The organism is Rhizobium sp. PDO1-076 (assembly GCF_000247475.1).
Classification (GTDB): Bacteria; Pseudomonadota; Alphaproteobacteria; order Rhizobiales; family Rhizobiaceae; genus Allorhizobium.
The window spans coordinates 1-26681 of the sequence record NZ_AHZC01000033.1 but is presented as its reverse complement, the minus strand read 5'-3'; the positions used below and the strand labels follow the sequence as shown (position 1 = coordinate 26681).

Annotated in this window: 25 protein-coding genes; 7 read left to right on the top strand and 18 right to left on the bottom strand. The window is 62.4% G+C overall.

Annotation, left to right across the window (positions count from 1 at the left end):
* Positions 1-28: 28 nt before the first annotated feature.
* Positions 29-871 (bottom strand): 3'(2'),5'-bisphosphate nucleotidase CysQ, encoded by an 843-nt coding sequence (locus tag PDO_RS02955; protein WP_007597580.1) that lies wholly within the window; start codon positions 869-871, stop codon positions 29-31.
* The gene (locus PDO_RS02950; RefSeq protein WP_007597579.1) at positions 858-2204 is read right to left on the bottom strand and encodes a TldD/PmbA family protein; all 1347 of its coding nucleotides are present in this window, start codon (positions 2202-2204) and stop codon (positions 858-860) included. The genes PDO_RS02955 and PDO_RS02950 overlap by 14 nt, the downstream gene beginning before the upstream one ends.
* A gap of 87 nt (positions 2205-2291) precedes the next feature.
* Between PDO_RS02950 and PDO_RS02945 the strand changes: the two genes are divergently transcribed.
* Positions 2292-4121, top strand: coding sequence for a monovalent cation:proton antiporter-2 (CPA2) family protein (locus PDO_RS02945; protein WP_037072461.1), 1830 nt, complete (start codon positions 2292-2294; stop codon positions 4119-4121).
* A gap of 17 nt (positions 4122-4138) precedes the next feature.
* Here the strand turns inward: PDO_RS02945 and PDO_RS02940 are convergent, their stop codons facing one another.
* From PDO_RS02940 to PDO_RS02930, 3 genes are read right to left on the bottom strand one after another with little or no spacing between them, the layout of a single operon-like run.
* Positions 4139-5017: a patatin-like phospholipase family protein gene (locus PDO_RS02940; protein WP_007597574.1), complete on the bottom strand. Its 879-nt coding sequence runs from the start codon at positions 5015-5017 to the stop codon at positions 4139-4141.
* Positions 5018-5040: 23 nt separating this feature from the next.
* Positions 5041-5601 (bottom strand): 16S rRNA (guanine(966)-N(2))-methyltransferase RsmD, encoded by a 561-nt coding sequence (rsmD, locus tag PDO_RS02935; protein ID WP_007597573.1) that lies wholly within the window; start codon positions 5599-5601, stop codon positions 5041-5043.
* A gap of 6 nt (positions 5602-5607) precedes the next feature.
* Positions 5608-7647 (bottom strand): pseudouridine synthase, encoded by a 2040-nt coding sequence (locus tag PDO_RS02930; protein WP_007597571.1) that lies wholly within the window; start codon positions 7645-7647, stop codon positions 5608-5610.
* Positions 7648-7716: 69 nt separating this feature from the next.
* Here PDO_RS02930 and PDO_RS02925 point away from each other — a divergent pair, with 69 nt between their 5' ends.
* Complete coding sequence (locus PDO_RS02925; RefSeq protein ID WP_007597566.1) at positions 7717-8172, top strand: nucleoside deaminase; 456 nt, start codon at positions 7717-7719, stop codon at positions 8170-8172.
* A gap of 7 nt (positions 8173-8179) precedes the next feature.
* Here the strand turns inward: PDO_RS02925 and PDO_RS02920 are convergent, their stop codons facing one another.
* The 11 genes from PDO_RS02920 to soxR all read right to left on the bottom strand — a co-directional run bounded on the left by PDO_RS02920 (position 8180) and on the right by soxR (position 19664).
* On the bottom strand, positions 8180-8659 hold the full coding sequence (locus PDO_RS02920; RefSeq protein ID WP_007597565.1) for a GNAT family N-acetyltransferase: 480 nt from the start codon (positions 8657-8659) through the stop codon (positions 8180-8182).
* Between the two features lie 87 nt (positions 8660-8746).
* Positions 8747-9376, bottom strand: a complete 630-nt coding sequence (locus PDO_RS02915) for a hypothetical protein (RefSeq protein WP_007597564.1) — start codon at positions 9374-9376, stop codon at positions 8747-8749.
* 137 nt (positions 9377-9513) lie between these two features.
* Complete coding sequence (gene ileS, locus PDO_RS02910; RefSeq protein WP_007597563.1) at positions 9514-12474, bottom strand: isoleucine--tRNA ligase; 2961 nt, start codon at positions 12472-12474, stop codon at positions 9514-9516.
* Positions 12475-12803: 329 nt separating this feature from the next.
* On the bottom strand, positions 12804-13076 hold the full coding sequence (locus tag PDO_RS02905; RefSeq protein WP_007597562.1) for a hypothetical protein: 273 nt from the start codon (positions 13074-13076) through the stop codon (positions 12804-12806).
* Positions 13077-13123: 47 nt separating this feature from the next.
* On the bottom strand, positions 13124-14089 hold the full coding sequence (locus tag PDO_RS02900; RefSeq protein ID WP_007597556.1) for a 4-hydroxy-tetrahydrodipicolinate synthase family protein: 966 nt from the start codon (positions 14087-14089) through the stop codon (positions 13124-13126).
* Complete coding sequence (locus tag PDO_RS02895) at positions 14086-14670, bottom strand: hypothetical protein (protein ID WP_007597554.1); 585 nt, start codon at positions 14668-14670, stop codon at positions 14086-14088. The genes PDO_RS02900 and PDO_RS02895 overlap by 4 nt, the downstream gene beginning before the upstream one ends.
* A gap of 185 nt (positions 14671-14855) precedes the next feature.
* On the bottom strand, positions 14856-15836 hold the full coding sequence (locus tag PDO_RS02890) for a bifunctional riboflavin kinase/FAD synthetase (RefSeq protein ID WP_007597552.1): 981 nt from the start codon (positions 15834-15836) through the stop codon (positions 14856-14858).
* Positions 15837-15847: 11 nt separating this feature from the next.
* Entirely contained in the window at positions 15848-16699 is an 852-nt protein-coding gene (locus PDO_RS02885; protein ID WP_007597550.1) for a TIGR01459 family HAD-type hydrolase, read from the bottom strand.
* 105 nt (positions 16700-16804) lie between these two features.
* The gene (gene chrA, locus PDO_RS02880) at positions 16805-18160 is read right to left on the bottom strand and encodes a chromate efflux transporter (RefSeq protein WP_007597547.1); all 1356 of its coding nucleotides are present in this window, start codon (positions 18158-18160) and stop codon (positions 16805-16807) included.
* The gene (locus PDO_RS02875) at positions 18157-18990 is read right to left on the bottom strand and encodes a chromate resistance protein ChrB domain-containing protein (RefSeq protein ID WP_007597545.1); all 834 of its coding nucleotides are present in this window, start codon (positions 18988-18990) and stop codon (positions 18157-18159) included. The genes chrA and PDO_RS02875 overlap by 4 nt, the downstream gene beginning before the upstream one ends.
* A 170-nt stretch (positions 18991-19160) precedes the next feature.
* Positions 19161-19664, bottom strand: coding sequence for a redox-sensitive transcriptional activator SoxR (gene soxR, locus PDO_RS02870; protein WP_007597537.1), 504 nt, complete (start codon positions 19662-19664; stop codon positions 19161-19163).
* Between the two features lie 54 nt (positions 19665-19718).
* Here soxR and PDO_RS02865 point away from each other — a divergent pair, with 54 nt between their 5' ends.
* From PDO_RS02865 to PDO_RS02845, 5 genes are all read left to right on the top strand, one after another.
* A complete protein-coding gene (locus PDO_RS02865; RefSeq protein WP_007597535.1) occupies positions 19719-20117 on the top strand; it encodes a hypothetical protein in 399 nt (132 codons plus the stop codon).
* 235 nt (positions 20118-20352) lie between these two features.
* Entirely contained in the window at positions 20353-20649 is a 297-nt protein-coding gene (gene groES / locus PDO_RS02860; protein ID WP_007597533.1) for a co-chaperone GroES, read from the top strand.
* A gap of 64 nt (positions 20650-20713) precedes the next feature.
* The gene (gene groL, locus PDO_RS02855) at positions 20714-22354 is read left to right on the top strand and encodes a chaperonin GroEL (protein WP_007597531.1); all 1641 of its coding nucleotides are present in this window, start codon (positions 20714-20716) and stop codon (positions 22352-22354) included.
* A gap of 992 nt (positions 22355-23346) precedes the next feature.
* Positions 23347-23781, top strand: a complete 435-nt coding sequence (locus tag PDO_RS02850) for a hypothetical protein (RefSeq protein WP_007597528.1) — start codon at positions 23347-23349, stop codon at positions 23779-23781.
* A 249-nt stretch (positions 23782-24030) separates the two neighbouring features.
* Positions 24031-24477, top strand: a complete 447-nt coding sequence (locus tag PDO_RS02845) for a DoxX family protein (RefSeq protein WP_007597517.1) — start codon at positions 24031-24033, stop codon at positions 24475-24477.
* Positions 24478-24677: 200 nt separating this feature from the next.
* On the opposite strand, the gene hisG is transcribed toward PDO_RS02845, so the two are convergent.
* Both hisG and PDO_RS02835 read right to left on the bottom strand, forming a co-directional pair.
* On the bottom strand, positions 24678-25373 hold the full coding sequence (gene hisG, locus PDO_RS02840) for an ATP phosphoribosyltransferase (RefSeq protein ID WP_007597516.1): 696 nt from the start codon (positions 25371-25373) through the stop codon (positions 24678-24680).
* Positions 25370-26554, bottom strand: a complete 1185-nt coding sequence (locus PDO_RS02835; RefSeq protein WP_007597514.1) for an ATP phosphoribosyltransferase regulatory subunit — start codon at positions 26552-26554, stop codon at positions 25370-25372. Before PDO_RS02835 ends, hisG begins: the two co-directional genes overlap by 4 nt.
* Positions 26555-26681: the final 127 nt, after the last annotated feature.

Here is a 26681-nt window from a genome sequence, read left to right as displayed (position 1 = left end):
TTTCATCTGCGCGATTTCATTTGAAAGGTCAACTCCGGGCAATTGGGGTAAGGCTTTGCAAAAGCGCCGGCAAGACCTGATTGGTGGCAGCAAGAAGCACAGAATGGGTGACATCCGGCCTGTTGTAGACCAGCGGCTCGCCGGCCAGATCGGTCAGGCTTCCACCGGCACATGACAGGATCAGATCGGCCGCGGCGAGGTCCCAGTCATGCGAATTGCGTTTGACCAGCGTCGCGTCGATCCGGCCATCGGCGACCAGCGCCAGACGATAGGCGAGCGACGGCACATGCTCGACGCGTTCGATGCGCGACCGGATTGCCGGTTGAAAACCTGCGATCATGTCCTGCGCGCAGGCGATCTTCAAAGGCCCGTCGCTTGGAGCCAGTGAGACGCGGATCGCCGCGCCATTTCGTGAGGCTTGCCCATCCAGGACCGCTGCAAATTCCTCATCCAGTGCCGGCGCGACGAGAACTCCGGCAACAGGACGTCCCTTGTGGACGACAGCGACGCTGACACACCAGGTGTTCTTGCCGGCGATGAAGGCGCGGGTGCCGTCGATCGGATCGATGACAAACAGCGTGTCGCAGTCGAGGCGCGACGGATCATCGTCGGTCTCCTCCGACAGCCAGCCATAACTCGGGCGAGCCCTCCGCAGCACGGTCTCGAGCGACAGATTGGCGGCGTAGTCGGCAGCGCTGACCGGCGACTGACCTTCGTTCTTCCACCAGACTTCCGGCGACTGGCCGAAGAAGGACAGCGCCACACGGCCGGCCTCGCGGGCGGCTGTGGTGATCAACTCCAGATCGGCCTGCCAGTCGAAACCGACCAAAGCCGTTGGAATTGGCGCTTTGCTGTTGTCAGAGCCCGGCAAGGGTCATGCCCTCGATTGCAAGCGTGGGAGCCGCGACACCGTATTTGCGATCGATGTCATTGGCAGGGGTGACGCGCATGAACATATCCTTGAGGTTCGAGGCAATGGTCACCTCGGACACCGGATAGGTCAGCTCGCCATTCTCGATCCAGAAGCCGGAAGCGCCGCGGCTGTATTCGCCGGTGATCATGTCGACACCCTGGCCGATCATGTCGGTGATATAGAGGCCGGTGCCGACATTGCGGATCAGGTCTTCGGGCGAGATATCGCCCGGCTCCAGCGCCAGATTGGTCGACGACGGCGAAACGGCCGTGCCGCCGCGGGCGCCGCGGCCATTGGTGCGCAGGCCCAGTTCGCGCGCTGCCGACGACGACAGGAACCAGTGCTGCAAAACACCGTCCTCGATCATCGTCAGGCGCTCGCCACTGACGCCTTCGCCATCGAAGGGGCGCGAGGACGAACCGCGAACCTTCAAGGGGTCGTCGGTTACGTTGAGACCGGCCTTCAGGACCTGCTGGCCCATCTTGTCGCGCAGGAACGAGGTCTTGCGGGCAACGGATGCGCCATTGATGGCGCCGGCAATCGTGCCGACGAAGCCGCGCGCGACACGCGGGTCGAAAATGACTGTCAGATTGGAGGCGGTTGGGACCTGGCGTGGGTTCAGGCGCTTGATCGCCCGTTCTGCGGCACGTCGGCCGATCACTTCGGCGTCATCGAGATCGGCGTAATAGAGGCGGCTGTCAAAATCGTGGTCGCGCTCCATCTTGGTCCCCTCGCCGGCAATGACGCCAACGGAACGGGAAAAACGCGAGGCGGCATAGCTGCCGGAGAAACCATGCGAGGTGACCAGAACCAGGCCACCCATGCCGGCAGAGGCGCCGGCGCCAAGCGAATTGCTGACGCCACTGACGCTACGGGCGACCTCTTCCATGGCGAGCGCGCTCTCGCGCAGGCTGTCGCTGGAGACTTCCGTCGGATCGTACAGCTCCAGATCGGCTATATTCCGGGCCAGATCCTGTTCATCGGCAAGACCCGAATAGGGATCTTCCGGCGAAACCCTGGCCATGGCGACCGCACGCTCGGCAAGCGCCGTCAGGTCGAAGCCGGGATTGGCGGAAACGCTGGCGACCTGGTTGCCGATGAAAACACGCAGGGAGAAATCATCGCTCTCGGAGGCTTCGGTCGATTCGACCTTGCCCATGCGAACGCTGACACTCTTGGAGCGAGATCGCACGACGACCGCATCGGCGCGGTCCGCTCCGGCCTTGCGGGCCAGATCGACGAGCTGTTCGGCGCGTTGGAGAAGATTGACGGAATCAATTTCATTGGGCATGGCTTGGCCTTTCCTTCCCGCTCCATTTATTGTGCATTCCAGAGGGCATCAAGGGCGGTTCGGGCTTTTCCCGTTCACGAGCCCGGCATGCCACAAAGGAGACCGTGTTTGTCCACTGCAACCGAAGCGCTTTTCACCCAACCCCTGCTGTTGCTCGGCGGTGCCGTTGTCGCTGCCCCGCTGTTTCGAAAACTCGGGCTGGGAACGGTTCTCGGCTATCTGGCCGCCGGCGTGGTGATCGGACCCGTGCTACATATGATCGCCGGATCGGGCGACATTCTGGCCGTGGCGGAGCTTGGCGTCGTCTTGCTGCTGTTCGTCATCGGTCTCGAACTCAAACCCAGCCGGCTCTGGCACATGCGCCGCGACATTTTCGGCCTGGGGGCCGCACAGGTCGTCCTGACCGGCCTCGCCATGACCGGGATAATCCTGCTTACGGATTTGCTCGACTGGCGCGCCGCCGTAGTCGCGGGTTTCGGCCTGGCACTGTCATCGACGGCATTCGCCCTGCAGATCCTCAATGACAATGGCGAACTGAACAGCCGTCACGGGCAGCGCTCGTTCTCGATCCTGCTGTTCCAGGACCTCGCCATCGTGCCGCTTCTGGCGATGATCTCGATCCTTGACGGCAATGGTGGCGAACAGGGCTCTTCAGCCTTCACCGAGATCGCCATGGCTGTCGGTGCGGTCGTCGCCATGATTCTGGCCGGACGCTATCTCCTGACGCCGCTGTTCCAGGTGATTGCAAGGACGGGTGCGCGCGAGGTGATGATCGCGGCTGCCCTGTTCGTCGTGCTCGGTTCTGCCTATCTGATGCAGGTCAGCGGTCTCTCCATGGCGATGGGTGCCTTTCTCGCCGGCGTGATGCTGGCCGAATCCTCCTACCGCCACGAACTGGAAGCCGATATCGAGCCGTTTCGTGGATTGCTGCTGGCGCTGTTCTTCATGGCCGTCGGTCTGTCGATGGACATCCAGGTGATCGTCGACAACCTGCTGCTGATCACGCTCGCCGTGCCGGTGCTGATGATGGTGAAGGCGGCGGTGCTTTACAGCATCTGCCGGATCGCGGGATCGCCGCACAATGACGCCATCCGCATCGCCATGCTTCTGCCGCAGGGCGGCGAATTCGGCTTCGTGCTGTTCACCACGGCAGCCGCCAGCGGCATTCTGTCCGGCGCGACGTCGTCGCTGCTGATCTCGACCGTCACCCTGTCGATGGCGCTCACCCCGCTTGCCACCTTGTTGGCCAAGAGGCTTGTCTCCGAAGACAGTGGCGAACGCGAACAGATGGAAGAGGATTTTGAAGGCGCGGGCGCCGATGTGCTGATGGTCGGCTTCTCCCGTTTCGGCCAGATCGCCGCGCAGATCCTGCTCGCCAGCGGCCGCGACGTGACGATCATCGACGACAGTGCCGACCGCGTCCGCCAGGCAGCGCAATTCGGTTTCCGTATCTATTTCGGCGATGGCAAACGGCTCGACGTGCTGCGCGCCGCCGGCATCGAGAAGGCCAAGATCGTCGCGGTCTGCACGCAGAAAAAAGAAGTGACTGACGCAATCGTTGACCTGATCCGCGCCGAGTACCCCGATGTCCGCCTGTATGTGCGCTCCTATGACCGCATTCACAGCCTGTCGCTTCGCGCCCGCGACGTCGATTACGAGCTGCGCGAAACGCTGGAATCCGGCCTGCTGTTCGGACGCCGGACGCTCGAAGGTCTCGGCGTCTCGGAAGACGAAGCCTATGATATCGGCGAGGATATCCGCCGCCGCGACGAGGAGCGGCTGCGGATCCAGGCACAGGAAGGCATCCAGGCCGGGCGCGACATGCTGCACAACCGGCCGGTCAAGCCGGAACCGCTGATCAAGCCGAAGCGCCCGGTGGCGCCAATGGTCGGAGAAGAGGCCGGTCCGCACAGCTGAACAGCCATTGGGGCCGATCAGCGGCGGACGAAGTCTTCCATGCGGGCGGAAATCTCGCGCTTCAATCCCTCCTTCAGGCCTTCCGAGGCCTCGAAGATCTGGCGGGCTTTCAGAAAATCGAGCACGCGGAAGGAATTGACCTCCGGGCGCAGATAAATGTCGGGCTGGCAGATCTTCATCTTCAGCGCGACATTCGACTGCATCATCAGTTGTGAGGCCCCAAAGAGGCTGTCGATGCGGTTGGGCATCAGCGAGCCGTCGCCTTCCGGCGCGCCGACGACATCGACGCCGATGGTGATATCGGCCTCACCGATCAGCAGGTCATACGGCACCGGATTGAAGATGCCGCCATCGATCATCAGCCGGCCCTTGATGGTGACCGGCGCAAACAGCGCCGGAATGGCGGCCGAGGCGGCGAGCGCCTCATAGAGATCGCCATGGTCGCAGATCTGCTCGCACTGGCCGTAATAATCCGTCGCCATCACCTTCAGGGGAATGCCAAGGCCGGCAAAATGCGTCGGGATTTCCGGCGGTAGGAAGGCTTGCAGCACACGCTGCAGGTTGAACTGGCCGAGGCGAAAACCGCCGAGCGCATCGCGCATGCTGGCCGGGCGCAGGCCCCAGAGACGGTTCAGAACCTGGGCGCGATTGTCGGCCAGATGCAGTGCATAGTCGCGGATGTCGCGGCCGCTCATGCCCGCGGCATAGGCCGCGCCGATCAAGGCACCCATGGAAGACCCGGCAATGATCGACGGCTTCAGGCCGAGTTCGTCAAAGACTTCCAGCACGGGCACATGGGCAAAGCCACGCGCACCGCCGGCGCCAAGCGCCAGGCCTATGGTGGGTTGAGAATGGGAGCCCAGGGACGGAAGCGCGGTTTCGACAATGCTATCCATGGCACCTTTTCTCGTGAACGATATCAGGCAGGCCTATAGGAAAAGAAGTACATTTTCGTGTCACCGAAGGTGCGTTCCTCGGTGAACGCAAAAACCGGGTCCACCGTCACCTGGACATCGCCGCGCTCCTCGAGAATGACCAGCGCGCCGGGTGCCAGCCAGCCGCCCTTGTGGGCCGAGAGCATCGCCTTTTCGCCCAGGCCCTTGCCATAGGGCGGATCGGCAAACAGCAGGTCGAACGGCTCTATGTTGTTGGAGGGACCGAGATCCGTCGCATCACGGCGCAGGATCCGCGCGCGACCATGCAGTCCGAATGCGTCGATATTTTCCCATAGCAGGCTGCGGCCTTCGACGCTGTTTTCGACAAACAGCGCCGATTTGCAGCCGCGCGACAGGGCCTCGATGCCGACAGCACCGGTGCCGGCAAAGAGATCCAGAACGCGCGTTCCGTCCAGGAGACCCGGATGGGCATGGGCGAGAATGTTGAACAGGCTCTCGCGCGTCCGGTCGATGGTCGGCCGGATATCATTGGACTTGGGCGTGGCCAAAGCACGGCCACGGAATTCCCCACCGACAACCCGCATGCCGGCTTACCTCTTGCCCTTCGGCGGGCCACCACGGCCAGCGCCGGAAGGCTTGCCGCCTGCGCCGCGCGGGCCACCGTCGGCCCGTGTGCTTGCCGGGCGTCCGCCGGGCTTGCCAAACGACTTGCCAGCGGGCTTTCCACCCGGCTTGCCGCCGAAGGATTTACCGGCCGGCTTGTCGCCAAACGGTTTTGCACCTCGTGGCTTGTCACCAAAGGGTTTTGCGCCGAACGGCTTGTCGCCGCGCGGTCTGTCATCACGGGGACGATCCGAGCCCGGGCGGTCCGAACGAGGACGGTCACCAGCCGGACGATCGCCGCGCGGGCGATCTGCGCCGAAACGTTCACCACGTGGCGCATCGCTGCGTGCGCTGTCGCCGCGGGGACGATCGGTACGGGCCGGACGGTCGCCACGATCGGGCCGGTCGCCGAAATCACGGCGCGGGCCTGCATCGCTGCGGGGTCCACGGTCGCCCGTTTCGCGGCGCGGGCCGCGGTCACCGAAACCACCACGCTTGTCGCCGTCGCGGCTGCCACCACGACCACCATCGCGACCACCGGGCTTGGTGTCCGGGCCATCGGCGCGGATCCAGTCGCCTTCCTCGTCGCGGGCACGGCTCACGACAACGCGTGGACCGGTGTCACGGTCGGCGAAATCATTGCGGCCTTTGCTGTCCGGGTTGAAGCGTGTCGAACCCTTGGTCGGCTTGCCATCCTTGCCACGGCCGTAACGCTTGCTTTCCGGCAGACCTTCGCGGCGGGCGCGCGGTGCCTTGGCCTCTTCGCCCTCGACGGCGGCCTTCTTTTCGGCCACCGGACGGGCGCCAGGGGCCATCCAGACATTGGCGGTGCGGCTTTTCGGCGCCATCGGCGCACGCTTCGGCTTGTCACCGAAACGGCTGCCTTCGTCACGGGCACCAAAGCCACGCTTGTCGCCGTCACGCTTGCCGGCCGGCTTGGTGCGGCTGTCGTCGCGACGGGTGTCCAGGCGGTCGAGCGCACGTTCGCGCTTGTCGCCGGGCTTCTCGCTGAAGCGCGACTTGGCGGGACGTTCTTCGCGACGCTCTTCGCGCGCCCATTCCGCCTTGGCGGGCTTGGCCTTGGCCGGAGCATCCTCGTCTTCATCGTCAACTGCACCGCCATGGGCGAAGATCGGCGCATCAAAATTCGCCTTGGCGTCTTCGATCAGGCGCGGACCCAGCTGGTCACGCAGCATGCGGCCGCGGACTTCCTGGACATCGCCTTCCGGCAGGTCGCCGAGCTGGAACGGACCGTAGGAAATGCGGATCAGGCGGTTGACCTCGAGACCGAGCGCGCCGAGCACGTTCTTGATTTCGCGGTTCTTGCCTTCGCGAAGCCCCATGGTGATCCAGACGTTATGGCCCTGCTTGCGGTCGAGCGTTGCGTCGATCGCACCATAGAGCACGCCATCGACGGCCATGCCTTCCTTGAGCTTGTCGAGTGCCGGCTGATCGACCTCGCCAAAGGCGCGGACGCGGTAGCGGCGCAGCCAGCCGGTGGTCGGCAGTTCGAGAACGCGCGCCAGGCCACCATCATTGGTGAGCAGCAGCAGGCCCTCGGTATTGATGTCGAGACGGCCGATCGACATGACGCGCGGAAGCTCTTCCGGCAGATTGTCGAACACGGTCGAGCGACCTTCCGGATCGGAATTGGTGGTCACAAGGCCGGCCGGCTTGTGGTAGAGCCAGAGCCTTGTGCGCTCGATGCCGCGGATCGGCTGGTCATCGACCTCGATCTTGTCAGACAGCGTCACGTTGACGACGGGCGTGTCGAGCACGGTGCCGTTCAGCTTGACCCGGCCTTCCATGATCATGCGCTCGATGTCGCGGCGCGAGGCCACGCCAACGCGCGCAAGCAGCTTGGAGATGCGCTCGGGCTTCATCCCGTCGTCGCCGGCCGGTGCGCCTGACCGGGCTGCGCGTGCGGGGTTGATTTCGGTTTTGGCGGCCGGCTTGCGAGAGAGCGGCTTTGCGCCGCGATCAGAGGGCTTGCCCGCCGGTCGCTTGGACTTGTCTTTGAATGTCATTTGCTATTTGCCTGTGGTTTGGGCTGTCGTATCAGGTCGCGCGGCTCTGGTTAAGTGGAAAGTTCACGCATGACTAAGACAAACGGCTTCATGGAGGCGGCTTTTGCCGAGGCGCGTGCTGCCGGAGCGCGTGGCGAGGTGCCGATCGGTGCCGTCGTCGTGCATGACGGAGAGATCATCGGGCGGGCCGGCAACGAGACGCGGGCGCAGAACGATGTCAGCGCGCATGCCGAAATCCTGGCGATCCGTCGGGCCGGGGCATTCATCTGCGACGAACGCCTGGTCGATGCCGATCTGTATGTGACGCTGGAACCGTGCACGATGTGTGCGGCAGCCATATCCTTTGCCCGCATCCGGCGGCTTTATTATGCTGCCGCCGACCCTAAGGGTGGCGCGGTCGACAATGGCGTGCGGTTTTATGCGCAGACCACCTGCCACCACCAGCCGGAGGTCTATTCCGGCTTTCGCGAAACCGAAGCTGCGGACATGCTCAGGACATTCTTCCAGGAGAAGCGTGAGAGCTAGGCGCCGCTCAACCGGCGGCGAAAGCCTTCAACTCGTCACCGGACAGGCGGTAGCGGATCCACTCGGTCTGCGGCTCGGCGCCGATCGCATCATAGACGCGGATTGCCGGCTCGTTCCAGTCAAGCACGCTCCATTCGAAACGGCCACAGCCCTTGTCGACCGCGATCTGCGCAAGATGCCGCAACAACAGCTTGCCGGCACCGCCGCCGCGATGGTCCGGCGAGACATAGAGGTCTTCGAGATAGAGGCCGTTGCGCGCCAGCCAAGTCGAATAGCTGTAAAACCAGACGGCAAAGCCGGCCGGCTTGCCATCCGCCTCGAGGATGGCGGCTTCGGTGACAGAACCTTGGCCAAAGATCGACTGGCGAATACTGTCTTCGGTCGCGGCCACTTCGTGGCCGGCCTTTTCATAGACGGCGAGTTCGGTGATGAAGCCTAGAATGGTTGCAGCGTCGTCAGGCGTTGCCGGGCGGATGGTGAATGTCATTGTGCTCTATCCATAAGAAAAGGGCGGGCCATACGAAAAAGGCAGGGCGTTGCCGCCCTGCCCTGATCGAAGTCATCTTTGTAAATCTTATTGGAAGGGCATCCACCAGGAGCTGTTGCTCTGCTGGGCGGCCTTGGCTTCCTTCTTGCGGCGCTTCTGCTTCTTCAATTCCGGCTCGCCGAGATCGGCCAGCTCGGTTTCCTCGGTCTTGCGATACTCCGTCGGCGGATCCGACAGCAGGCGGCGCTGGTCGAGATAGGCACCCTTCTGCAGCTTGCGGGCTTCGCGGAAGGCCTGCCATTTCTGGGTTTCCGTCATCGTGCCGGCGGTGCCGTAACCGGCGAGCAGCGGAGAACGGTAATTCGGGTTGTCCGCATTGGCATCGGCCTCGGCGACAAGGCGCTCACGCGTCTGTTCGGGGGCTTCGACCCATTCCGGGTTTTCCTTGCTGGCCAGCGACTGCTGCGGTGCGACCAGCGTGGCCTGGGCGACAGACGGCGGCATGACCAGCTCCGGACGCGGATTGTATTTGGTGCCCTTGTTAGCGGGTTCCTTGCCAGCGATCGAGACGGCAGAGCCGACGTCATCGGCCAGCTGCTCGATCGCAGTCTTGTCGGTGCCATAGGTCGGGCTGCCGAGGCAGCCGGTCAGGCCGAGCGTCGCGCCGAGAAGGCCCGCTACACCAAAGCCAACTCTGAACAGATATGCCGATTTCATGAATGCCTACCAGCCTCGCCGCATTTCGTTCTGTCTTGTCGAAATTCCCAGCGTGTCCGCTGACAGTAAATTTCGGCCATTTTCAGGCAGTTTTACCGGATGACCCGCCAAAGCGCAAACCATCCGGCAATATTTCGTCAGAGCGCTGCCGCCAGCTCGCGCAGGGCCTTGGCATCGCGGGCCGAGACATCGGGATAGTCGGCGTCGCTGCCGACGTCCTTGGTGATCCTCCACGAGCGGGCGCATTTCACGCCCTCGGCAAGCTTCGGCTCGACCGAGACCCTGGTGCCGTCGTCCAGACGGAAAGCGTCCTGCGGGCCTTCGCCACCGACAACGGTGATATCCGACGTGATGCAGATCTCGGCAAAGTCGAGGCCTTCGAGCGCCGCCAGCAGGTCCGGATCGGCGACATGCACGACCGGGGCTGCCTCCAGCGACGAACCGATGCGCTTGTCCTTGCGCTCGAGTTCCAGCGCGCCGGTGACGGCACGGCGGACGGTGCGAACCTTCTTCCACTTCTCTGCCACGGGCTCGTTCGACCATTCGGCCGGGATCACCGGGAACTGTTCCAGATGCACCGAAACGGCATTCGGATCGCGCGACAGCCAGGCCTCTTCCGTAGTGAACGGCATCATCGGCGCAAACCACAGCACGAGGCTATCGAACAGCTTGCGGATGACGAACAGGGCCGAGCGGCGCTTCAGGCTCGATGGCGCATCGCAGTAGAGCGTATCCTTGCGGATGTCGAAATAGAAGGCCGACAGCTCGACATTGGCGAAATCGGTGAGCGCACGGGTGATGCGCTTGAAGTCGAATTCGTCGTAAGCCTTGCGGACCAGCTGGTCGAGCTCGGCCAGGCGATGCAACATCAGCTTTTCGAGTTCCGGCAGGTCGGCATAGGAAATCTCCTCGCCCTTGTCGTGGGCGAGCGTGCCGAGCATCCAGCGGATCGTATTGCGGATCTTGCGATAGGCGTCGATATTGGTCTGGATGATCGTCTTGCCGACGCGCAGGTCCTCGGCATAGTCGGACGACATGACCCAGAGGCGCAGGATATCGGCGCCCGCGTCCTTCATGATGCTCTGCGGGGCGGTGACATTGCCCTTCGACTTCGACATCTTCTCGCCCTTCTCATCCATGATGAAACCATGGGTGACGACGGCGTTGTAGGGCGCGCGGCCGCGCGTCGCGCAGCTTTCGAGCAGCGACGAATGGAACCAGCCACGATGCTGGTCTGAGCCTTCGAGATAGACATCCGCCGGCCATTTCAGGTCCGGGCGGTCTTCCAGCGTAAAGGTATGGGTCGAGCCTGAATCGAACCAGACATCGAGGATGTCGGTGACCATCTGCCACTTTTCGCCGTCGTGCCCATTGCCGAGGAAGCGCTCCTTTGCGCCCTCGGCAAACCAGGCGTCCGCACCTTCCTTCTCGAAGGCTTCGAGAATGCGGGCATTGACCTCTTCATCCTTCAACACATTGCCTTCGGCATCGGCGAAGACGCAGATCGGCACGCCCCAGGCGCGCTGGCGCGACAGCACCCAGTCCGGTCGGCCCTCGATCATGGCGCGCAGGCGGTTCTGGCCGGCTGATGGCACGAAGCGAGTGTCGTCGATGGCCGATAAGGCACGCGAACGCAGCGTCGTGCCGTCGCCGAGTTCCTTGTCCATATAGACGAACCATTGCGGCGTGTTGCGGAAGATGATCGGCTTCTTCGAGCGCCAGGAATGCGGGTATTCATGCTTGATGCGGCCACGGGCAAACAGGTTTCCGGCAGCGATCAGCGAATCCATGACCCGCTTGTTGGCGTCGCCCTTCTTGCCGTTGTCATCCATGACGCGGGCAGCGCCGCCTTCGGCAGACGGGCCGAAACCGGGGGCTTCGTCGGTGTAGAAGCCGGCATCATCAACCGGGAACGGGATCTTTGTGTCGATGCCGCGCTCGGCGAGCATCTTGGCGTGACCCGTCCAGGCCTCAAAGTCCTCGCGGCCGTGCGACGGGGCGGTGTGGACGAAACCGGTACCGGCATCATCGGTGACGTGATCACCATCGATGAGGGGAACGGCGAAGTCGTAACCGAGATCCTTCAGCGGATGGTCGCAGGTGATCGCACCGAGTTCTGCGGCGGTCACATCGCGAACCAGCTTGAACGCAACCTTCGCCTTGGCGGCGGCATCTTCGGCCAGACGCTTGGCAAAGATCAGCTTCTCGCCCGGCTGCGGGCCAAAATCGTTCGTGGCTTCGGTGATCTCGTAGAGGCCGTATTCGATCTTCGAGGAGTAGGAGATAGCGCGGTTGCCCGGGATGGTCCACGGGGTGGTGGTCCAGATGACGACCGAGGCTTTCCCAAGCTGATATTCAGCTTCCGTGCGGCCCGCTTCAAACCGTCCATCTTCACCTTTTCCAACGATTGGCGACTTACCAACCACCGGGAACTTCACCCAGATCGTATCGCTCTCGACCTCGTGATATTCCACTTCCGCTTCCGCCAGTGCCGTGCGCTCGACCACCGACCACATGATCGGCTTCGACCCACGGTAAAGCTGGCCGGACATGGCGATCTTCAGCAGTTCGCCGGCGATGCGGCTTTCGGCGTGGAAATTCATCGTCGTATAAGGACGGTCGAAATCACCCTCGATGCCGAGGCGGCGGAATTCTTCCGACTGGATGTCGATCCAGCCCTGCGCAAATTCGCGGCATTCCTTGCGGAATTCGTTGACCGGGACCTCGTTCTTGTCCTTGCCCTTTTCGCGATACTTTTCCTCGATCTTCCACTCGATCGGCAGGCCGTGGCAATCCCAGCCCGGCACATAGTTGGCATCATAGCCACGCATCTGGAACGAGCGGGTGATGACGTCCTTCAGCACCTTGTTCAGCGCGTGTCCGATATGGATGTTGCCGTTGGCATAGGGCGGGCCGTCATGCAGGACGAACTTTTCGCGGCCGGCAGCCGACGAGCGCAGCTTCTTGTAGAGGTCCATCTGGCGCCATTTGGCGGCCATTTCCGGTTCCTTCTGCGGCAGGCCTGCGCGCATCGGGAATTCGGTTTCCGGCAGATAGAGGGTCTTGGAATAATCGAGCTTTTCAGGGGTATCGGTCATGATCTAGCCATTGAATGCGCGCCGGGAGGGCAGCGCTAAAAAATCGGGAACTGTCGTTTAGGACGGAGAAGCGCTGTGCAAGCGCTGAAAACCCGGACCCTCCGGCAGCTCAAAGCGCGCGGAAGGCCGGGCCTATAATTCGGAGGGATATCTGCGTCCGTGCCCTGGTCATCGGGCGTTTGTCTATGTGTTTTTGCGGGAAAATGAAAGGGGGCCGGCAGAGGAATATACGGGGCCGGCACGGGACGTGATCGATGCCGTGGCAATATACAGGCCCCGGCGTCGTCGCTTGGTCGGCGCCGGCTCTGCAGGCAGCCAACGGCCGAGGATCAGTGGCGTGGCGCGCCGCCGTCCCCAGCGCTCCAGCGATCGCTGGTGAAGGAACCCAGTTCGACGACGTCGCTTTCGGGCGCCCGGCAGATCGCGCCCGGTTTCCTGTCGCATTCGATGGCGGCAAAATGCAGGGCAGCATCCTCGCTGGCAAACAGTCCGCCGACCCTGCCTTCACGATCATGCACGACCCACCAGCCATGGTGATCGCGGCCGACGGTAAAGCGCGGGGCGGACTTGGCGTTCCAGGTTTGATGATCGAAGTAACCCATGACAGTGAATTCCTGTTGTTTCATGATATCGGCGTGGTGATTGCGTTTCAGGCCGGTCTGTGCAGGCTTGGATCGCCGCTGACCAAGCCTTTGGCCGGGACTGCCAGCAAGGACAGAGCCTGCCTGATTTCGGCGACCACCGGCTGCTCGACTTCGGTGAGCGGCAGGCGGACATCGGGAGCAAGGCCGAGCACGAAGGCCAGCGCCTGCTTGGTGGCGGCAACCGCCTGTTCGGCATCGATCGCGATGAAAAGCGGATAGAGCGTCTGCTGCAGCGTGCGGGCGGCGCTGACGTTTCCGCCATGGAAGGCATGATGCATCGCGACGACCAGGCGCGGCGCGACGTTGGCGGCCAGCGAAAAAGTGCCTTGCGCACCCATCAGGCCGAGCGCAAGCGCGGTGCGATCATCCCCCGAATACACCGGCAGGCCGCCATGGGGCATACCATTGCGGGGTATGCGACGCCGGTCCTGCTCACGCAGCACCAAGGGCCGACTGATGTCGCCGGCGTAGTCGGCAAAGCCGACGATGCCGGACAGACCGGCGAACCGCTCGAGCAAGGCCGGCGAGACGTCAATCGCCGTATGGCGTGGCCGGTTGACGATGATCAGTGGCAGGTCTACCGCGCTGGCCACGGCCTCGACATGGCGAAACAGCCCCTCCTGGGTCGGCTTGCTGTAGTAGGGCACAACCACCACGGCCGCATCTGCACCCAATGCCCGCGCCTCGCGGGTCAGCGCGATGGTACGTTCCGTCGCATTGGTGCCGGTGCCAACCAGCACCGGGACCGTTCCGGCCGTAACCTCGAGCGTGGTCGAAATCACGGCAACGCGCTCGGCATCATTCAGAACAGGTGCCTCACCGCCCTCGCCGCACACGACAAGTCCGGACACACCGGAGCGAACCTGCCATTCCACCAGCGTCTTCAAACCGATGAGATCGAGCGCTCCGTGACGGAAAGGCGTGACGAGATCGGTGAAGACCCCGGTCATGCGTTGGGGCGCCAGTGTCATCGGGCCGTGCTCCAGGCGGGACTTGCGGCAATGAGGATTGCCAGAAGCATGGCGGCAGGCGCATCGGAATGCACAGCGCGGAAGCACCGCTGGGTCCGTTCGCCCGTCGTGCCCTTGCAGACCACCTGGGCCCGGCACAGCCAGACGCCGTGCGACCGGACAAGCCTGGACAAGGCGATATTCGGCGCCAGTCGGCTTGCCAGAAGCAGCAGCGCCTCGACATGAGCCTCCCGCTCCATCAGCCCGCTAAAGGCACGAAAATCAGACGGGGCATCGCGCAGGCCGGTCATCGGCTCCAGCAGCGGAACTGCTGCCCAGATCAGGTGCTCGCGCAGGACCGGCGACACCGAGATGCGCTTGGCGAGATCGTCCAGCCCGCCGACATTGTGCAGCGGTTCGTATCCGCCGGGTCCGGGGTGGTCCGTGTTGGCTGCTGTGCGGACCGCACCCGAAGATGGCGATTTTAAAGGTTCGTCAGCCTTGCCTTCAAGAGTTTTGCCATCACGATCATCACGCATGCTGCGCAACGGGGCCAGAAACTCCAGGCCCGACCATGCACCGTTTCCGCCTGCTACTCTCATCGCTTCGTTCCTCATCAACCGCCGTCATCGACGGCCAATGAGAATTTAAGGCGATGGAGATAAAGTCTCGATTTGGAAATTGGGGGGCGGACGTAAAGAAATCATAAGGAACAGCGCGCGGTGCGCCGCCTGCCGGCAAGAGATCCAGCGCCAGCACGCATGGTCAAGGATGCGCCGAAAGCATCTCAGAAGCTGATCTTTTCATCCAGTTCGCCGATCGGCCGGACGCCCGCGAGCAGCGCCCTCGCCTCCTGCTCGTCCTTCCTGATCTGGGCGACCAGCGGATCGAGGCCATCGAACTTCCATTCGTCGCGCAGGTGACCGAAGAAGGAGACCGAACAGGTCTCGCCATAGAGATCGCCGGAAAAATCAAAAACGAAGGTTTCCAGCCAGGCGGCGCCGTTGTCGGTAACGGTCGGGCGATAGCCGAAGCTTGCAACGCCATCGCGGATCACGCCATCCGCCCGGCGAAAGCGCACGGCGTAGATGCCGGCGCGCAACGTCGCTTCCGGCGCAAGCTTCATGTTGGCGGTCGGAAAGCCGAGCGTGCGGCCAAGTTGGTTGCCCTTGACCACTTCCGCCTCGACGGTGAAGCGGTAGCCGAGCAGGCCGGCCGCCTCGGACACATTGCCATCGGCGAGAAGATTGCGGATGCGGCTGGACGACACCACGTCGGCGCCTTCGTCACGGAAGGCATCGACCAGCGTCACGCCAAAGCCATGGCGGCTGCCTGCTTCCATCAGGAAGGCCGGACCGCCCTCGCGGCCCTTGCCGAAATGGAAATCGAAACCGGTGACAACCTCGCGGGCGCCGAGCCATTCGACCAGGATGGAGCGGACGAAATCCTCGGCCGAGCGCTGGGAAAAATCGACGTCGAACGGATATTCGATGACCGACTGGAAACCCATGGCCTCGAGGATGCGGGCGCGCAGCGGGGCCGGTGTCAGGCGAAAAACCGGTTTTTGCGGATTGAAGACCGAGCGCGGATGGGGCTCGAAGGTCAGGACAAGGGCCGGGACGCCCAAGGCTTCGGCGCGTTCCAATGCACGACTGAGCACCGCCTGATGGCCGCGATGCACGCCATCAAAATTGCCGATCGCCACGACACCGCCGGTCAGGAGCGAAGGCAGCGCTTCTTTCTTCTCGTTGCGATGGAATACGGTCATGCCTGTCTGCCTTATGCCAACCGCTGCATCCAGAATTTCGGCGCGGCGTTCTCGCGCTTGAGGAAATCGTGCAGCGCCGGTTCATCCGTGGTGCCGGTCGGCGAATACTCGGCCGCATGGATGCCGCCCGAGATATAGAGAAGGTCGAGGCCGGCATCGATGGCACCGCGCACATCGGTCGGCATGCCGTCGCCGATCGCCAGAACGCGGGCCGTGTCGATCGCGCTGCCGCGCGCCTCGCCGGCTGCGGCAAGCGTTGCCGCATAGATCGGCGCATGCGGCTTGCCGGCAATGCGGGTCTCGCCGCCGAGCGTGTTGTAATAGGCAGCTACGGCACCGGCGCAGGGGATCAGCCGATGGCCGCGCTCGACGACCAGATCGGGATTGGCGCAGATCAACGGAACCTTGCGGGCGGCGAATTCGGTCAGCATCGCGGTATAGTCTTCCGGCACCTCGGTCTCGTCATCGAAGAAGCCGGTGCAGACGATGCAATCGGCCTGATCGGCGGCAACGGCCTCGACATCCAGCCCTTCGAGCAGCGGCATGTCGCGCTCGGGACCCAGCAGGAAGACCTTCTTCGGACCGGCCGCGATCAACGTGCGCGTGACGTCGCCGGAGGTGATGATCCTGTCATAGGCGGTATCGGCGACACCGATGGCGCGGAGCTGGGTGATGACGCCCGGCGCCGGACGCGGTGAATTGGTGATCAGGACAACCGTGACACCCACCTTACGGGCTGCCGTCAGGGCTTCCGAGGCGGCCGGAAAGGCATCGATGCCGTTATGCAGCACGCCCCAGACATCGCAGAGGATGACATCATAGTTCGCGGTGACGTCGCCTAGGGTGGAAATGCCGAGTGCCATGTTCATTCCTGACTTCAAGATCGTGTGGGCTGACATGGCAAAGGAAAGCCGGCAAGGCAAGAGCCTTGCCGGTTTCTTCGAGAAAATGACTGCCCGCATCGCGGCTCAGGCGAGCATGCGCAGCGCCAGGCCGAGCAGCGCCGCAAGGACCAGCGTCCGTCCTATGCCCTGATGGAAGCGGAAGATCATCACGGCCGCGATGACGGCCACGGCCAGGGCCGCCAGATCGAGCGAGGTCCAGTCCGGCACGGGCAGCGACACATTCAGCCATGGGGCGAGAGGACCGACCAATGGTCGTTCGAAGACGCCGACGCGGGCGAAGACGACATGCAGGGCAAACCAGATGGCCAGGTTGAGGATGACGCCGACAACCGCGGCGGTGATCGCCGACAGGGCGGCATTCATCAGGCGATTGCCGCGCAGGCGCTCGATATAGGGCGCGCCAGCGAAGATCCAGATGAAGCTCGGAATGAAAGTGGCCCAGGCGGTGAGCAGTGCGCCAAGCAGGCCGGCCAACAGCGGATCCAGCCCACCGCCATGGCGGAAACCGGCAAGGAAACCGACATAGGAGAGTACCAAGACCAGCGGACCCGGCGTGGTTTCGGCAAGCGCCAGACCATCGAGCATCTCGCCGGGCTTCAACCATTGATACTGCTCGACTGCCACCTGTGCGACATAGGCCAAAACGGCATAGGCGCCGCCGAAGGTGACCAGCGCCATCTTGGAAAAGAAGGCGTAGAGATCCGGCAAGGCGGTATCGGCCGCCAGCAGCCAAAGGATCGGCAGAGGCGCCAGCCAGACGGCAACCCAGAACAGCAGCGTCAGCAGCTGACGCAGCGCCGGCGGGCGGGCCTTCAGGTTCGTGGGGGCAGGAACATCTTCTGTCGGGGTGATCCGGGCGCGAACGAGGCCCGCGACCGCCGCCAGCAGGATGACCAGCGGAAACGGCAGCGACAGGGCAAACAGGGCGAGAAAGGCGAGTGCTGCGAGGATCCGGTGAAACCGAGTTTTCAACGCCCGCTTGCCGATGCGGATCACCGCTTCGATGACGACGGCGAGCACGGCCGCCTTCAGACCGAAGAAGAGGCCTGCAACGAGATCGGCCTGCTGATAGAGCGCATATAGCGTTGAGAGGCCCATGATGACGGCGAGCCCCGGCAGGACGAAGAGCAGGCCGGCAACGATGCCGCCGCGCACGCCATGCAGAAGCCAACCGATATAGGTGGCAAGCTGCTGCGCCTCCGGCCCAGGCAAAAGCATGCAATAATTCAACGCATGCAGATAACGATCCTCGTCGATCCAGCGCTTCTCGTCGACACAGACGCGATGCATCAGCGCGATCTGGGCGGCAGGACCGCCGAAGCTGAGGACGCCGATGCGGGCAAAGGCGGCGGTCAGTTCGGCAAAGCTCGGCGGCTGCCCGGCAGGCAGCGCTAGGTGTCCAGCGGCAGCGTTTGTCATTTCACTCCATCGCGCCCACCGCGCGTCACCCAATCGTGTTTTTCATCCATCGCATCGCGCGCCCATCTGTAATAGGCGTCATAGAGAAGCAAGCCCTGCTCCAGTTGCTGGAGATCCGAGGAATAGAGCCGCGACAGGCCGAGCGACACCGCCAGCAGACCGGCGACCTGCGGCGCAAGATCGAGCCGGTTGGTATCGGCACCGCGCACGATCTCCGCCAGGGTCAGCAATGCCGGCGTTTCCAGCTGGAATTCCGACAGCATGGTGTCGAAGGTGCAGAGATCGCCGCGATGACTCCAGAAGACGCCTTCCATGTCAAAGGGCACGGCATTGAACCTGTCGGCAACGCCTTCGACCTCGGATGAGGCCACGAAGAGGAAGCGGGCGAAGGGATCGATGAAACGCCGGATAAGCCAGGGACAGGCAATGCGGTCGATCTTCGGCCGGTTGCGCGTGACCCAGAGTGACGAGCCGGCGCCCTGGCCATCACCGAGCCGGTCGATTGGCACCTGCGGCAGGCCAGCCGCGGCCCAGGCAGAATTGCCGCCTTCCAGAACTTCGGCCGATATGCCGAGAAGGCGCAAATGGGCCGCGACGCCTTCGCTCAGCTTGCGCCCCTGGTGACAGACGACGACAACGGATGTGGGAGTGGAGGCGACTTGCGCCGCCCATTCACCGATCTGCCGGTGATCACGGCGGAAGGCGCCGGGAATGAGGAAGGGATGCGCCGCGACATCGTCGGCAATGCGGACGTCGACAATCAGAGGAGACTGGGATGAACCGAGCAAGCGAAAGAGCTTGTCGGCGGAAATTGCGCCATAGGGTGCCATGATTTGCTCCGTAATTTTGATCCGGACGGATGCGAAATTGCGGCATGGCGCCTCATGGAGCTTTCGCGCACTCCACGGCTGAAACCTCTCAAATTTGCAGGACGCTGTCAAACACACTGATGCGGCATCCCGACATCGCAAGCCGAGGGGCATCGCGAGGGGGCTCACCATTATCGCAACAGCTGCGGTCCGGCTCCGGATCGGCCGAGCCGATCATCCGGATTGCGCAGCGGACAAGCATCGAGCGACAGGCAACCGCAGCCGATGCAGCCATCGAGCTGGTCGCGCAGAGCGGTCATCGTAGCAATGCGACTATCAAGATCGGCGCGCCAGGAGGCTGATAGCCTACGCCAATCTGCAGCGGTCGGCGGGCGGTCGGAAGGCAAATGCCTCAGCGCTTCGGCGATCTGCGACAGAGGCAGTCCCAGGCGCTGCGCGGTCTTGATCAACGCCGCCCGGCGCAGGATTCCGCGCGGATAGCGCCTCTGGTTGCCACCATTGCGCCAGCTCTGGATCAGGCCCTCGCGTTCGTAGAAATGAAGCGCAGACACGGCCACGCCTGCGCGTTCGGCCACCTCGCCGACGCTGAGCGACTGGGGCACATTCGAAGTGGCTTTCGGGGCGGTTTGCGCCGCTTCGGCAGGCCTTCGATTATTTCGCTTGATCTCAACCATGGTTGAGGTTTTAGCGTAGCGGGCGTGCAGGGGCAATCAGCAAAGGAAGACCCGATGAACGCAAAGACTCTGCTTCAGGACACCACGCCGGCCGCAGTCGCCGCTGGTGACAGCGCTGCACAAGCAGCGCGCCCATCCGGCGTGATGCGCATCGATCACTTCACCTGCCCGGTTGCCCATCTCTCCGTGTTCACCGAGAGGCTGGCCATCATTCACGGCTATCTGGAAACGCTGGAAGGCTGCCTCTACAGCCGGGTCGGCGTCAGCCACGCCGATGGCAATGCGACAATCGTCACCGTCGCCGTCGCCGAATGGCGTGACCGCGAGGCCCTTGTTGAGGCCAAGGCCGCCGTTAACCGTTTCTACGAAAAGCTGGGGTTCGATCCGGCCGCGTTCATGGCCGGGCACAGCATCAAGGGCACGTTCGGCACCTATGACGCGTTGACGCTCTGACAAAGGATTGCCGCGAAAAAGGCGGATCGGCGCCGGCACTGCCGCCACATTCGCGTGCAGAATAGTCAAGCGGGAACATGCCGGTCACGGCAACAATTTTTTGGCCCCGTGCTTGACTCATCAGGGGCCTCTCCTTATCTCAACCTCGCTGGCACTCACCAAGAGCGAGTGCTAACAGTATCGATGCGGACCCGTTCTGCGGTCCGCGAATGTCATTTGATCGAGGGATTAGACAATGGCAAGCACAACTTTCCGTCCGCTTCACGACCGCGTTGTAGTCAAGCGCGTTGAATCTGAAGAAAAGACCAAGGGCGGCATCATCATTCCTGACACTGCCAAGGAAAAGCCGGCTGAAGGCGAAATCATCGCTATCGGCTCCGGCGTTCGCGACGACAAGGGCAACCTGGTCGCGCTCGACGTCAAGGTTGGTGACCGCGTCCTGTTCGGCAAGTGGTCGGGCACCGAAGTCAAGCTCGACGGCGTAGACCTTCTGATCATGAAGGAAGCCGACATCATGGGCGTTATCGGCTGATCAGCCGTTTCACCCTTCCCTTCTAAACAATTCACCAATGGGCTGATGCCCGGGAGTTTTGAAAATGGCTGCTAAAGAAATTAAATTCGGCCGCACTGCGCGCGAAAAGATGCTGCGCGGCGTCGATATCCTCGCTGACGCCGTCAAGGTAACGCTCGGTCCTAAGGGCCGTAACGTCATCATCGACAAGTCCTTCGGCGCACCGCGCATCACCAAGGACGGCGTATCGGTTGCCAAGGAAATCGAACTTGAAGACAAGTTCGAAAACATGGGCGCCCAGATGGTCCGCGAAGTTGCTTCGAAGACCAACGACATCGCCGGCGACGGCACCACGACCGCTACCGTTCTGGCCCAGGCGATCGTGCGCGAAGGCAACAAGGCTGTTGCTGCCGGCATGAACCCGATGGACCTGAAGCGCGGCATCGATCTGGCTGTTTCGGAAGTCGTCAAGGATCTCCAGGCCAAGGCCAAGAAGATCTCGACCTCTGAAGAAGTCGCACAGGTCGGCACGATCTCGGCAAACGGCGACAGCCAGGTTGGCCGCGATATCGCTGAAGCCATGCAGAAGGTCGGCAACGAAGGCGTCATCACCGTCGAAGAAGCCAAGACCGCTGAAACCGAACTCGAAGTCGTCGAAGGCATGCAGTTCGACCGCGGCTACCTGTCGCCTTACTTCGTGACCAACCCGGAAAAGATGATCGCCGACCTCGACGACGCGTACATCCTCCTGCACGAAAAGAAGCTCTCGAACCTCCAGGCCATGCTGCCGGTTCTCGAAGCCGTCGTTCAGACCGGCAAGCCGCTCGTCATCATCGCTGAAGACGTCGAAGGCGAAGCTCTTGCAACGCTCGTCGTCAACAAGCTGCGTGGCGGCCTGAAGATCGCTGCCGTCAAGGCTCCTGGCTTCGGCGATCGTCGCAAGGCCATGCTGGAAGACATCGCCATCCTGTCGGGCGGCACTGTCATCTCGGAAGACCTCGGCATCAAGCTCGAAACTGTCACGCTCGACATGCTCGGCCGCGCCAAGAAGATCTCGATCACCAAGGAAAACACCACCATCGTTGATGGTGCTGGCCAGAAGTCGGACATCGAAGGCCGCGTTGCCCAGATCAAGGCGCAGATCGAAGAAACCACGTCGGATTACGACAAGGAAAAGCTGCAGGAACGTCTTGCCAAGCTCGCTGGCGGCGTTGCCGTGATCCGCGTTGGCGGCTCGACGGAAATCGAAGTCAAGGAACGCAAGGATCGCATCGACGACGCGCTGAACGCGACCCGCGCCGCTGTTCAGGAAGGTATCGTTCCGGGCGGTGGTACCGCTCTGCTGCGCTCTTCGACCAAGATCTCTGTCAAGGGTGCAAACGACGATCAGGAAGCCGGTATCAACATCGTCCGCAAGGCGCTGCAGTCGCTGGTTCGCCAGATCGCCGACAACGCCGGTGACGAAGCTTCGATCATCGTCGGCAAGATCCTCGACAAGGACAACGACAACTACGGCTACAATGCCCAGACCGGCGAATTTGGCGATATGATCGCCATGGGTATCGTCGACCCGGTCAAGGTTGTTCGTACTGCCCTGCAGAACGCAGCTTCGGTTGCCTCGCTGCTGATCACCACCGAAGCCATGATCGCCGAACTTCCAAAGAAGGAAGCTGCTGGCGGCATGCCAGGCGGCATGGGCGGCATGGGCGGCATGGACATGATGTAAGACCTTCGGGTCTTTACATCTGGCCATACAAGTCGCCCATCACTTCAAGTGGTTCAGCGCGTCAAGCGCGCTGAACAGGCGGCATGGACATGATGTGACAGGCGAAAAGCCTTCACATCGGTGCCAACCGGTCAGAATACGGAAAGGGCGGTCTTCGGATCGCCCTTTTTCGTTACCTAGCGTCGCATAACTGCGACACTCCCCAGAATGACGATTCTTGCTGGTTTAGAAAACCAAAAAGGGATCTTGCCGGATCAGACCTTGATCCGTTAACCATTTCCCCTTTAATTCCGCGGGCGCGCCGTTACATGTTTTGCACGATCGGGGAACAAACCCAAAATAAGCACACAACTTTTCGGAGCTGGAATTGACAAAGCTTATCCGAATATAAAAGATAGCTTACTAAATCCAAGATTACATTTTCGGTTTTCAACTAAAGCCGTCTCGTCGATTTTCTGCGGTCATTAAATTATATTATCCTAATATTGCATATCTGAAAATCAGCCGAAAAGGGAGATGATTTCTCCTTTGGGAAGAACATGAGGCGTTTTCATGTGCTGTGAAACATGATATCCACCAGCCTATTCCTCCTGTCCCAAAATGAGACATACGAGGATCGGCTGCGGCCGGCAGGGGAAGAGGCAGATAAGAAGAAGTCCGCCTTGGTTTAGCGGACGCAGCTTCAGTTACAACTCTTGCGTTATTGCAAGAAATCGATCACTCGGCGCGCTTCACCGGATCATTCGCATGTGAAATCGGGATGACGCAGGTGAGGATCGGAATTGTAACCTGAGGGCGAGTTGCATGGCGCGTAGCGCGTCGAGGTGAAATGCGTTTCAACCGGAACGCTGGGGAATGAAGATCGGCAAGCATCATGCTTGTCGGGTCCGGCCATATAGCCGGAAGGGCCTTACGGGGAAGTTTGGCTCTGGAACAGACATTTGATCCGAGACTTATAGGGCCATGTACCGGCTTTCGACTTGGGGACTACCTTGTTTAAGATTGCAAACGCAGATCTCGCCGCAAATTTCTCGTCACCCCTGCTCGAGGGCGAAAGCCCTCTGGGCGAACATGCGTCCCGTTTCGGTGTATCGGAAGACTGGACAGGTGACCTGACCAACGGGCTGTTGAAGCTCGGCGAAAAGGCGGCCCAGCTACACGGGCTGGAAGGCGCTGAATGCGGCCTGCTGACCATGATGCGCTGCTACGACCAGAGCGATCGTGGGCATATCCTGCGCCTGTTCGAACAGGCCGCCACCGCGCCGTCGCGGTTCTGCTACTCCACCACCATCCTGTCCGGCAGCGCCCAGCGTCAACCGGTGTTCTGTATCGGTGAGTCCGGCGGCTTCGACGGCAATGACGGCGGCACAATCGTCGGCCTGTTCATTTTTCCCCGTTTCCGACTGTCAGCGGCAAACAGCGCCTGAAGCAGATCCGTTCCCAGCCTGATCGGCTGCGCCCGTCATCCGCACGGCAACTGCGTCATTTCTGGTGTATGGTCGGGAGGCGAAGAGCGCCCAAAGGGCGGACGCACAGGCCAATCGTTTCGTTTTTGTGAACGATCAGTCAATTATCGTCAACCTATCGCATGACGATAAAAACAGGCATCTAGAGGACAGCTTTCTGAAGCCCACCTCGCCCGGGTTTCAGCATCATCCATTCAAAGGAGTTCCCTCATGTCCAGCACCAACAACACCCTTCTTGTTGTCGCCCGCATCCTTCTGTCCTTCATCTTCATCCTGTCCGGCTTCGGCAAGCTGACCGATCCGTCTGGCACTGCCGGCATGATCACCGGCGCCGGCCTGCCGGCTGCGACCCTGCTCGCCTATGCCGCCGGCCTGTTCGAACTGGTCGCCGGCCTCTTCGTTCTCGTCGGCTTCCAGACCAAGCTGACCGCCTGGGCACTCGCTCTGTTCTGCGTATTCACCGGTCTCGTCTTCCACAGCGGCACCGTTGCCATCGAAGGCTGGCCGGAAGGCGCACTCGGCTGGATCAACACGCTGAACCAGATCATGCTGATGAAGAACATCACGCTGGCCGGCGGCTACATCCTGCTCGCCATCATCGGTGCAGGCGCCTACTCGATCGACGCCCGCCGCGGTTCGGCTGCCGTCGCCGCCTGAGACTGACCTTATCGGTTACAGAAAAGCCCGCCAGAGCGATCCGGCGGGCTTTTTCGTTTGAGCTTGTTACTGCCCCTCATCCGCCTGCCGGCACCTTCTCCCCGCAAGCGGGGAGAAGGAAGAGGGCCGCAGCGTCTCCGTCCCCTCGCCCCGCTTGCGGGGAGAGGGTCAGGGTGAGGGGCAAAGACGATTGCAGCTGGCTAAAGCACCCCGCGCACAGCCTCGATAATCCTTGCCACGGTCGGGTTGCCATCATGCTCGGCTTTGCGCGCCCGCACCAGGCAGGCTTGCGATTTGAGGATGACGCCATCAGAGAGGATCTTCAGGTGGTTGGCCTTCAGCGTCGAGCCGGTCGAGGTGATATCGACGATGATATCGGCCTGGCCGGCAGCGGGCGCGCCTTCGGTCGCGCCGAGGCTTTCGACGATGCGATAGAGCTGGATTCCGTGACTGCCGGAGAAATGCTGCTGGGTCAGGCGCCAGTATTTCGTGGCGATCGCCAGACGCCGGCCGTGGCGGGCGCGAAATTCGGCAGCGACATCACCAAGGTCGGCCATGGTATCGACATCGAGCCAGATCTCCGGCACGGCGACGATCACGTCGGCATGGCCGAAACCGAGACGGGCGGCGATCTCGACGCGGCTGTCTGCGTCCGCCAGGCCTTCGCGGATCAGGTCTTCGCCGGTCACGCCGAAATCAACCGTGCCATTGCCGATCTCGCGGGAGATCTCGGAAGCCGACAGATAGGCGATCTCGACATCGTCAAAGCCCTCGACGCGGCCGCGATAGGAGCGGTCATTACCGACGGCGACGATCTTCATGCCGGCGCGCTCGAAGACGGCGGACGAATCGTCCTTCATCCGGCCCTTGGAGGGAAGTCCGATGGTAATCGTCATGGCTTTCTCGCTTGCTGGCGCGGCGATTCCGCCCGAAAATCGGCATCCACTTCTCGGATCGCCGCGTCGCCCCTCTCGGTTTCGATGCGATCCAGCCAGAGCGAGAAGCCGACGGCCGGGATATGGGTTTCGGCGCCGAGCAGCGTCAGCAGCCGGTCGAAACGGCCGCCACCGGCAAGCACCGCCGGGCGGTTCTCGGCCACCACCTCGAAAACGAGGCCAGTATAATAATCGAGCGGACGACCGAAGGCGGCGCGGTAGGTGATCGCCGACAGATCGATGCCGGTATCGGCAAGGGCGGCCACCCGTTCATCGAAGCGCGAGACGGCAGCGCCCAGCTTCAGGCCGGCGGCATCGGCGAAGCCGGCCAGTGCGGCGGAGGCTTCCGCCAGCGGCAGCTCGAGCGAGAGGAATTCGCGCAGCAGCAGCAAAGCCGCGCCGTCGAGGCGGGTTTCGGCCAGCGCCAGCTTTTCCTTCAGCCGGCGGGCGATTTCGACCGGCGTACGGCTGGCATTGGTCAGATAACCGGTCGCCTGCATGGTCTCGTCGATATGGGCGACAAGGGCCGCCTCATTGCCCTTCGACAGCAGGTCGGACACTTCCGCGGCGAGACCCGGCACCGGCGACGGCGTGGCGAGACGGCGCAACAATTGGTCGATCTGGGCCGGATTGCCGAAAGCCTGGATCAAGCGCTTCTGCCAGCCCGCCGGCAGGCCGAGCGCCTGGACCACCGCCTCGAAGACCGACTGGTCGCCGAGCATCACCGACAGGCGCTTGCCGGGCAGCAGGCGTGTGAGGATCTGGACGCTGTCGGCGACAGCCCTTGCATCGGCGGCAGCCACACCGGTATTGCCGAGATCCTCGATGCCGGCCTGGTAGAATTCCTGCGCGCCTTCACGGCGCTGGCGGAAGACCTCGCCGAGATAGGCATAACGCTTCGGCGTTCCGGTCGCGGTTTCGATATGGCGCAGGCAGACGGGAATGGTGAATTCCGGCCGCAGGCACAGGCTTTCGCCGCGCTCGTTCTCGGTCAGGAAGATACGCCGACGCAGGTCCTCGCCGGCCATGTCGAGAAAGGGAGCGGCCGGCTGGATCACCGGCGTGTCGACGCGGGTGGTGGCACGGGCGGAGAATTCGTCGAGAAGGGTGGCGGCAAAGTCGGGCATGTCGATCAGGGGCATGGGATGGCTCCTGCAATTGCGTTGGATTGCCCTTCATCCGCCTGCCGGCACCTTCTCCCCGCAAGCGGGGAGAAGACGAAACCCGCAGCGGTTCGGCCAAGCGCCTTTGGCGCTTGGGGCACGTCCC

Coding starts and splice junctions, on each gene's coding strand:
- PDO_RS02905 (WP_007597562.1), bottom strand. CDS start 13,076: ATGGGTTACTTCGATCATCAAACCTGGAACGCCAAGTCCGCCCCGCGC.
- PDO_RS02835 (WP_007597514.1), bottom strand. CDS start 26,554: ATGCCCCTGATCGACATGCCCGACTTTGCCGCCACCCTTCTCGACGAA.
- PDO_RS02845 (WP_007597517.1), top strand. CDS start 24,031: ATGTCCAGCACCAACAACACCCTTCTTGTTGTCGCCCGCATCCTTCTG.
- PDO_RS02865 (WP_007597535.1), top strand. CDS start 19,719: ATGAACGCAAAGACTCTGCTTCAGGACACCACGCCGGCCGCAGTCGCC.
- PDO_RS02930 (WP_007597571.1), bottom strand. CDS start 7,647: ATGACATTCAAAGACAAGTCCAAGCGACCGGCGGGCAAGCCCTCTGAT.
- rsmD (WP_007597573.1), bottom strand. CDS start 5,601: ATGCGGGTTGTCGGTGGGGAATTCCGTGGCCGTGCTTTGGCCACGCCC.
- PDO_RS02895 (WP_007597554.1), bottom strand. CDS start 14,670: ATGAGAGTAGCAGGCGGAAACGGTGCATGGTCGGGCCTGGAGTTTCTG.
- ileS (WP_007597563.1), bottom strand. CDS start 12,474: ATGACCGATACCCCTGAAAAGCTCGATTATTCCAAGACCCTCTATCTG.
- PDO_RS02950 (WP_007597579.1), bottom strand. CDS start 2,204: ATGCCCAATGAAATTGATTCCGTCAATCTTCTCCAACGCGCCGAACAG.
- PDO_RS02925 (WP_007597566.1), top strand. CDS start 7,717: ATGACTAAGACAAACGGCTTCATGGAGGCGGCTTTTGCCGAGGCGCGT.
- PDO_RS02940 (WP_007597574.1), bottom strand. CDS start 5,017: ATGGATAGCATTGTCGAAACCGCGCTTCCGTCCCTGGGCTCCCATTCT.
- PDO_RS02915 (WP_007597564.1), bottom strand. CDS start 9,376: ATGAAATCGGCATATCTGTTCAGAGTTGGCTTTGGTGTAGCGGGCCTT.
- PDO_RS02920 (WP_007597565.1), bottom strand. CDS start 8,659: ATGACATTCACCATCCGCCCGGCAACGCCTGACGACGCTGCAACCATT.
- PDO_RS02890 (WP_007597552.1), bottom strand. CDS start 15,836: ATGACCGTATTCCATCGCAACGAGAAGAAAGAAGCGCTGCCTTCGCTC.
- hisG (WP_007597516.1), bottom strand. CDS start 25,373: ATGACGATTACCATCGGACTTCCCTCCAAGGGCCGGATGAAGGACGAT.
- groL (WP_007597531.1), top strand. CDS start 20,714: ATGGCTGCTAAAGAAATTAAATTCGGCCGCACTGCGCGCGAAAAGATG.
- PDO_RS02885 (WP_007597550.1), bottom strand. CDS start 16,699: ATGGCACTCGGCATTTCCACCCTAGGCGACGTCACCGCGAACTATGAT.
- PDO_RS02945 (WP_037072461.1), top strand. CDS start 2,292: ATGCCACAAAGGAGACCGTGTTTGTCCACTGCAACCGAAGCGCTTTTC.
- chrA (WP_007597547.1), bottom strand. CDS start 18,160: ATGACAAACGCTGCCGCTGGACACCTAGCGCTGCCTGCCGGGCAGCCG.
- groES (WP_007597533.1), top strand. CDS start 20,353: ATGGCAAGCACAACTTTCCGTCCGCTTCACGACCGCGTTGTAGTCAAG.
- PDO_RS02875 (WP_007597545.1), bottom strand. CDS start 18,990: ATGGCACCCTATGGCGCAATTTCCGCCGACAAGCTCTTTCGCTTGCTC.
- PDO_RS02900 (WP_007597556.1), bottom strand. CDS start 14,089: ATGACACTGGCGCCCCAACGCATGACCGGGGTCTTCACCGATCTCGTC.
- soxR (WP_007597537.1), bottom strand. CDS start 19,664: ATGGTTGAGATCAAGCGAAATAATCGAAGGCCTGCCGAAGCGGCGCAA.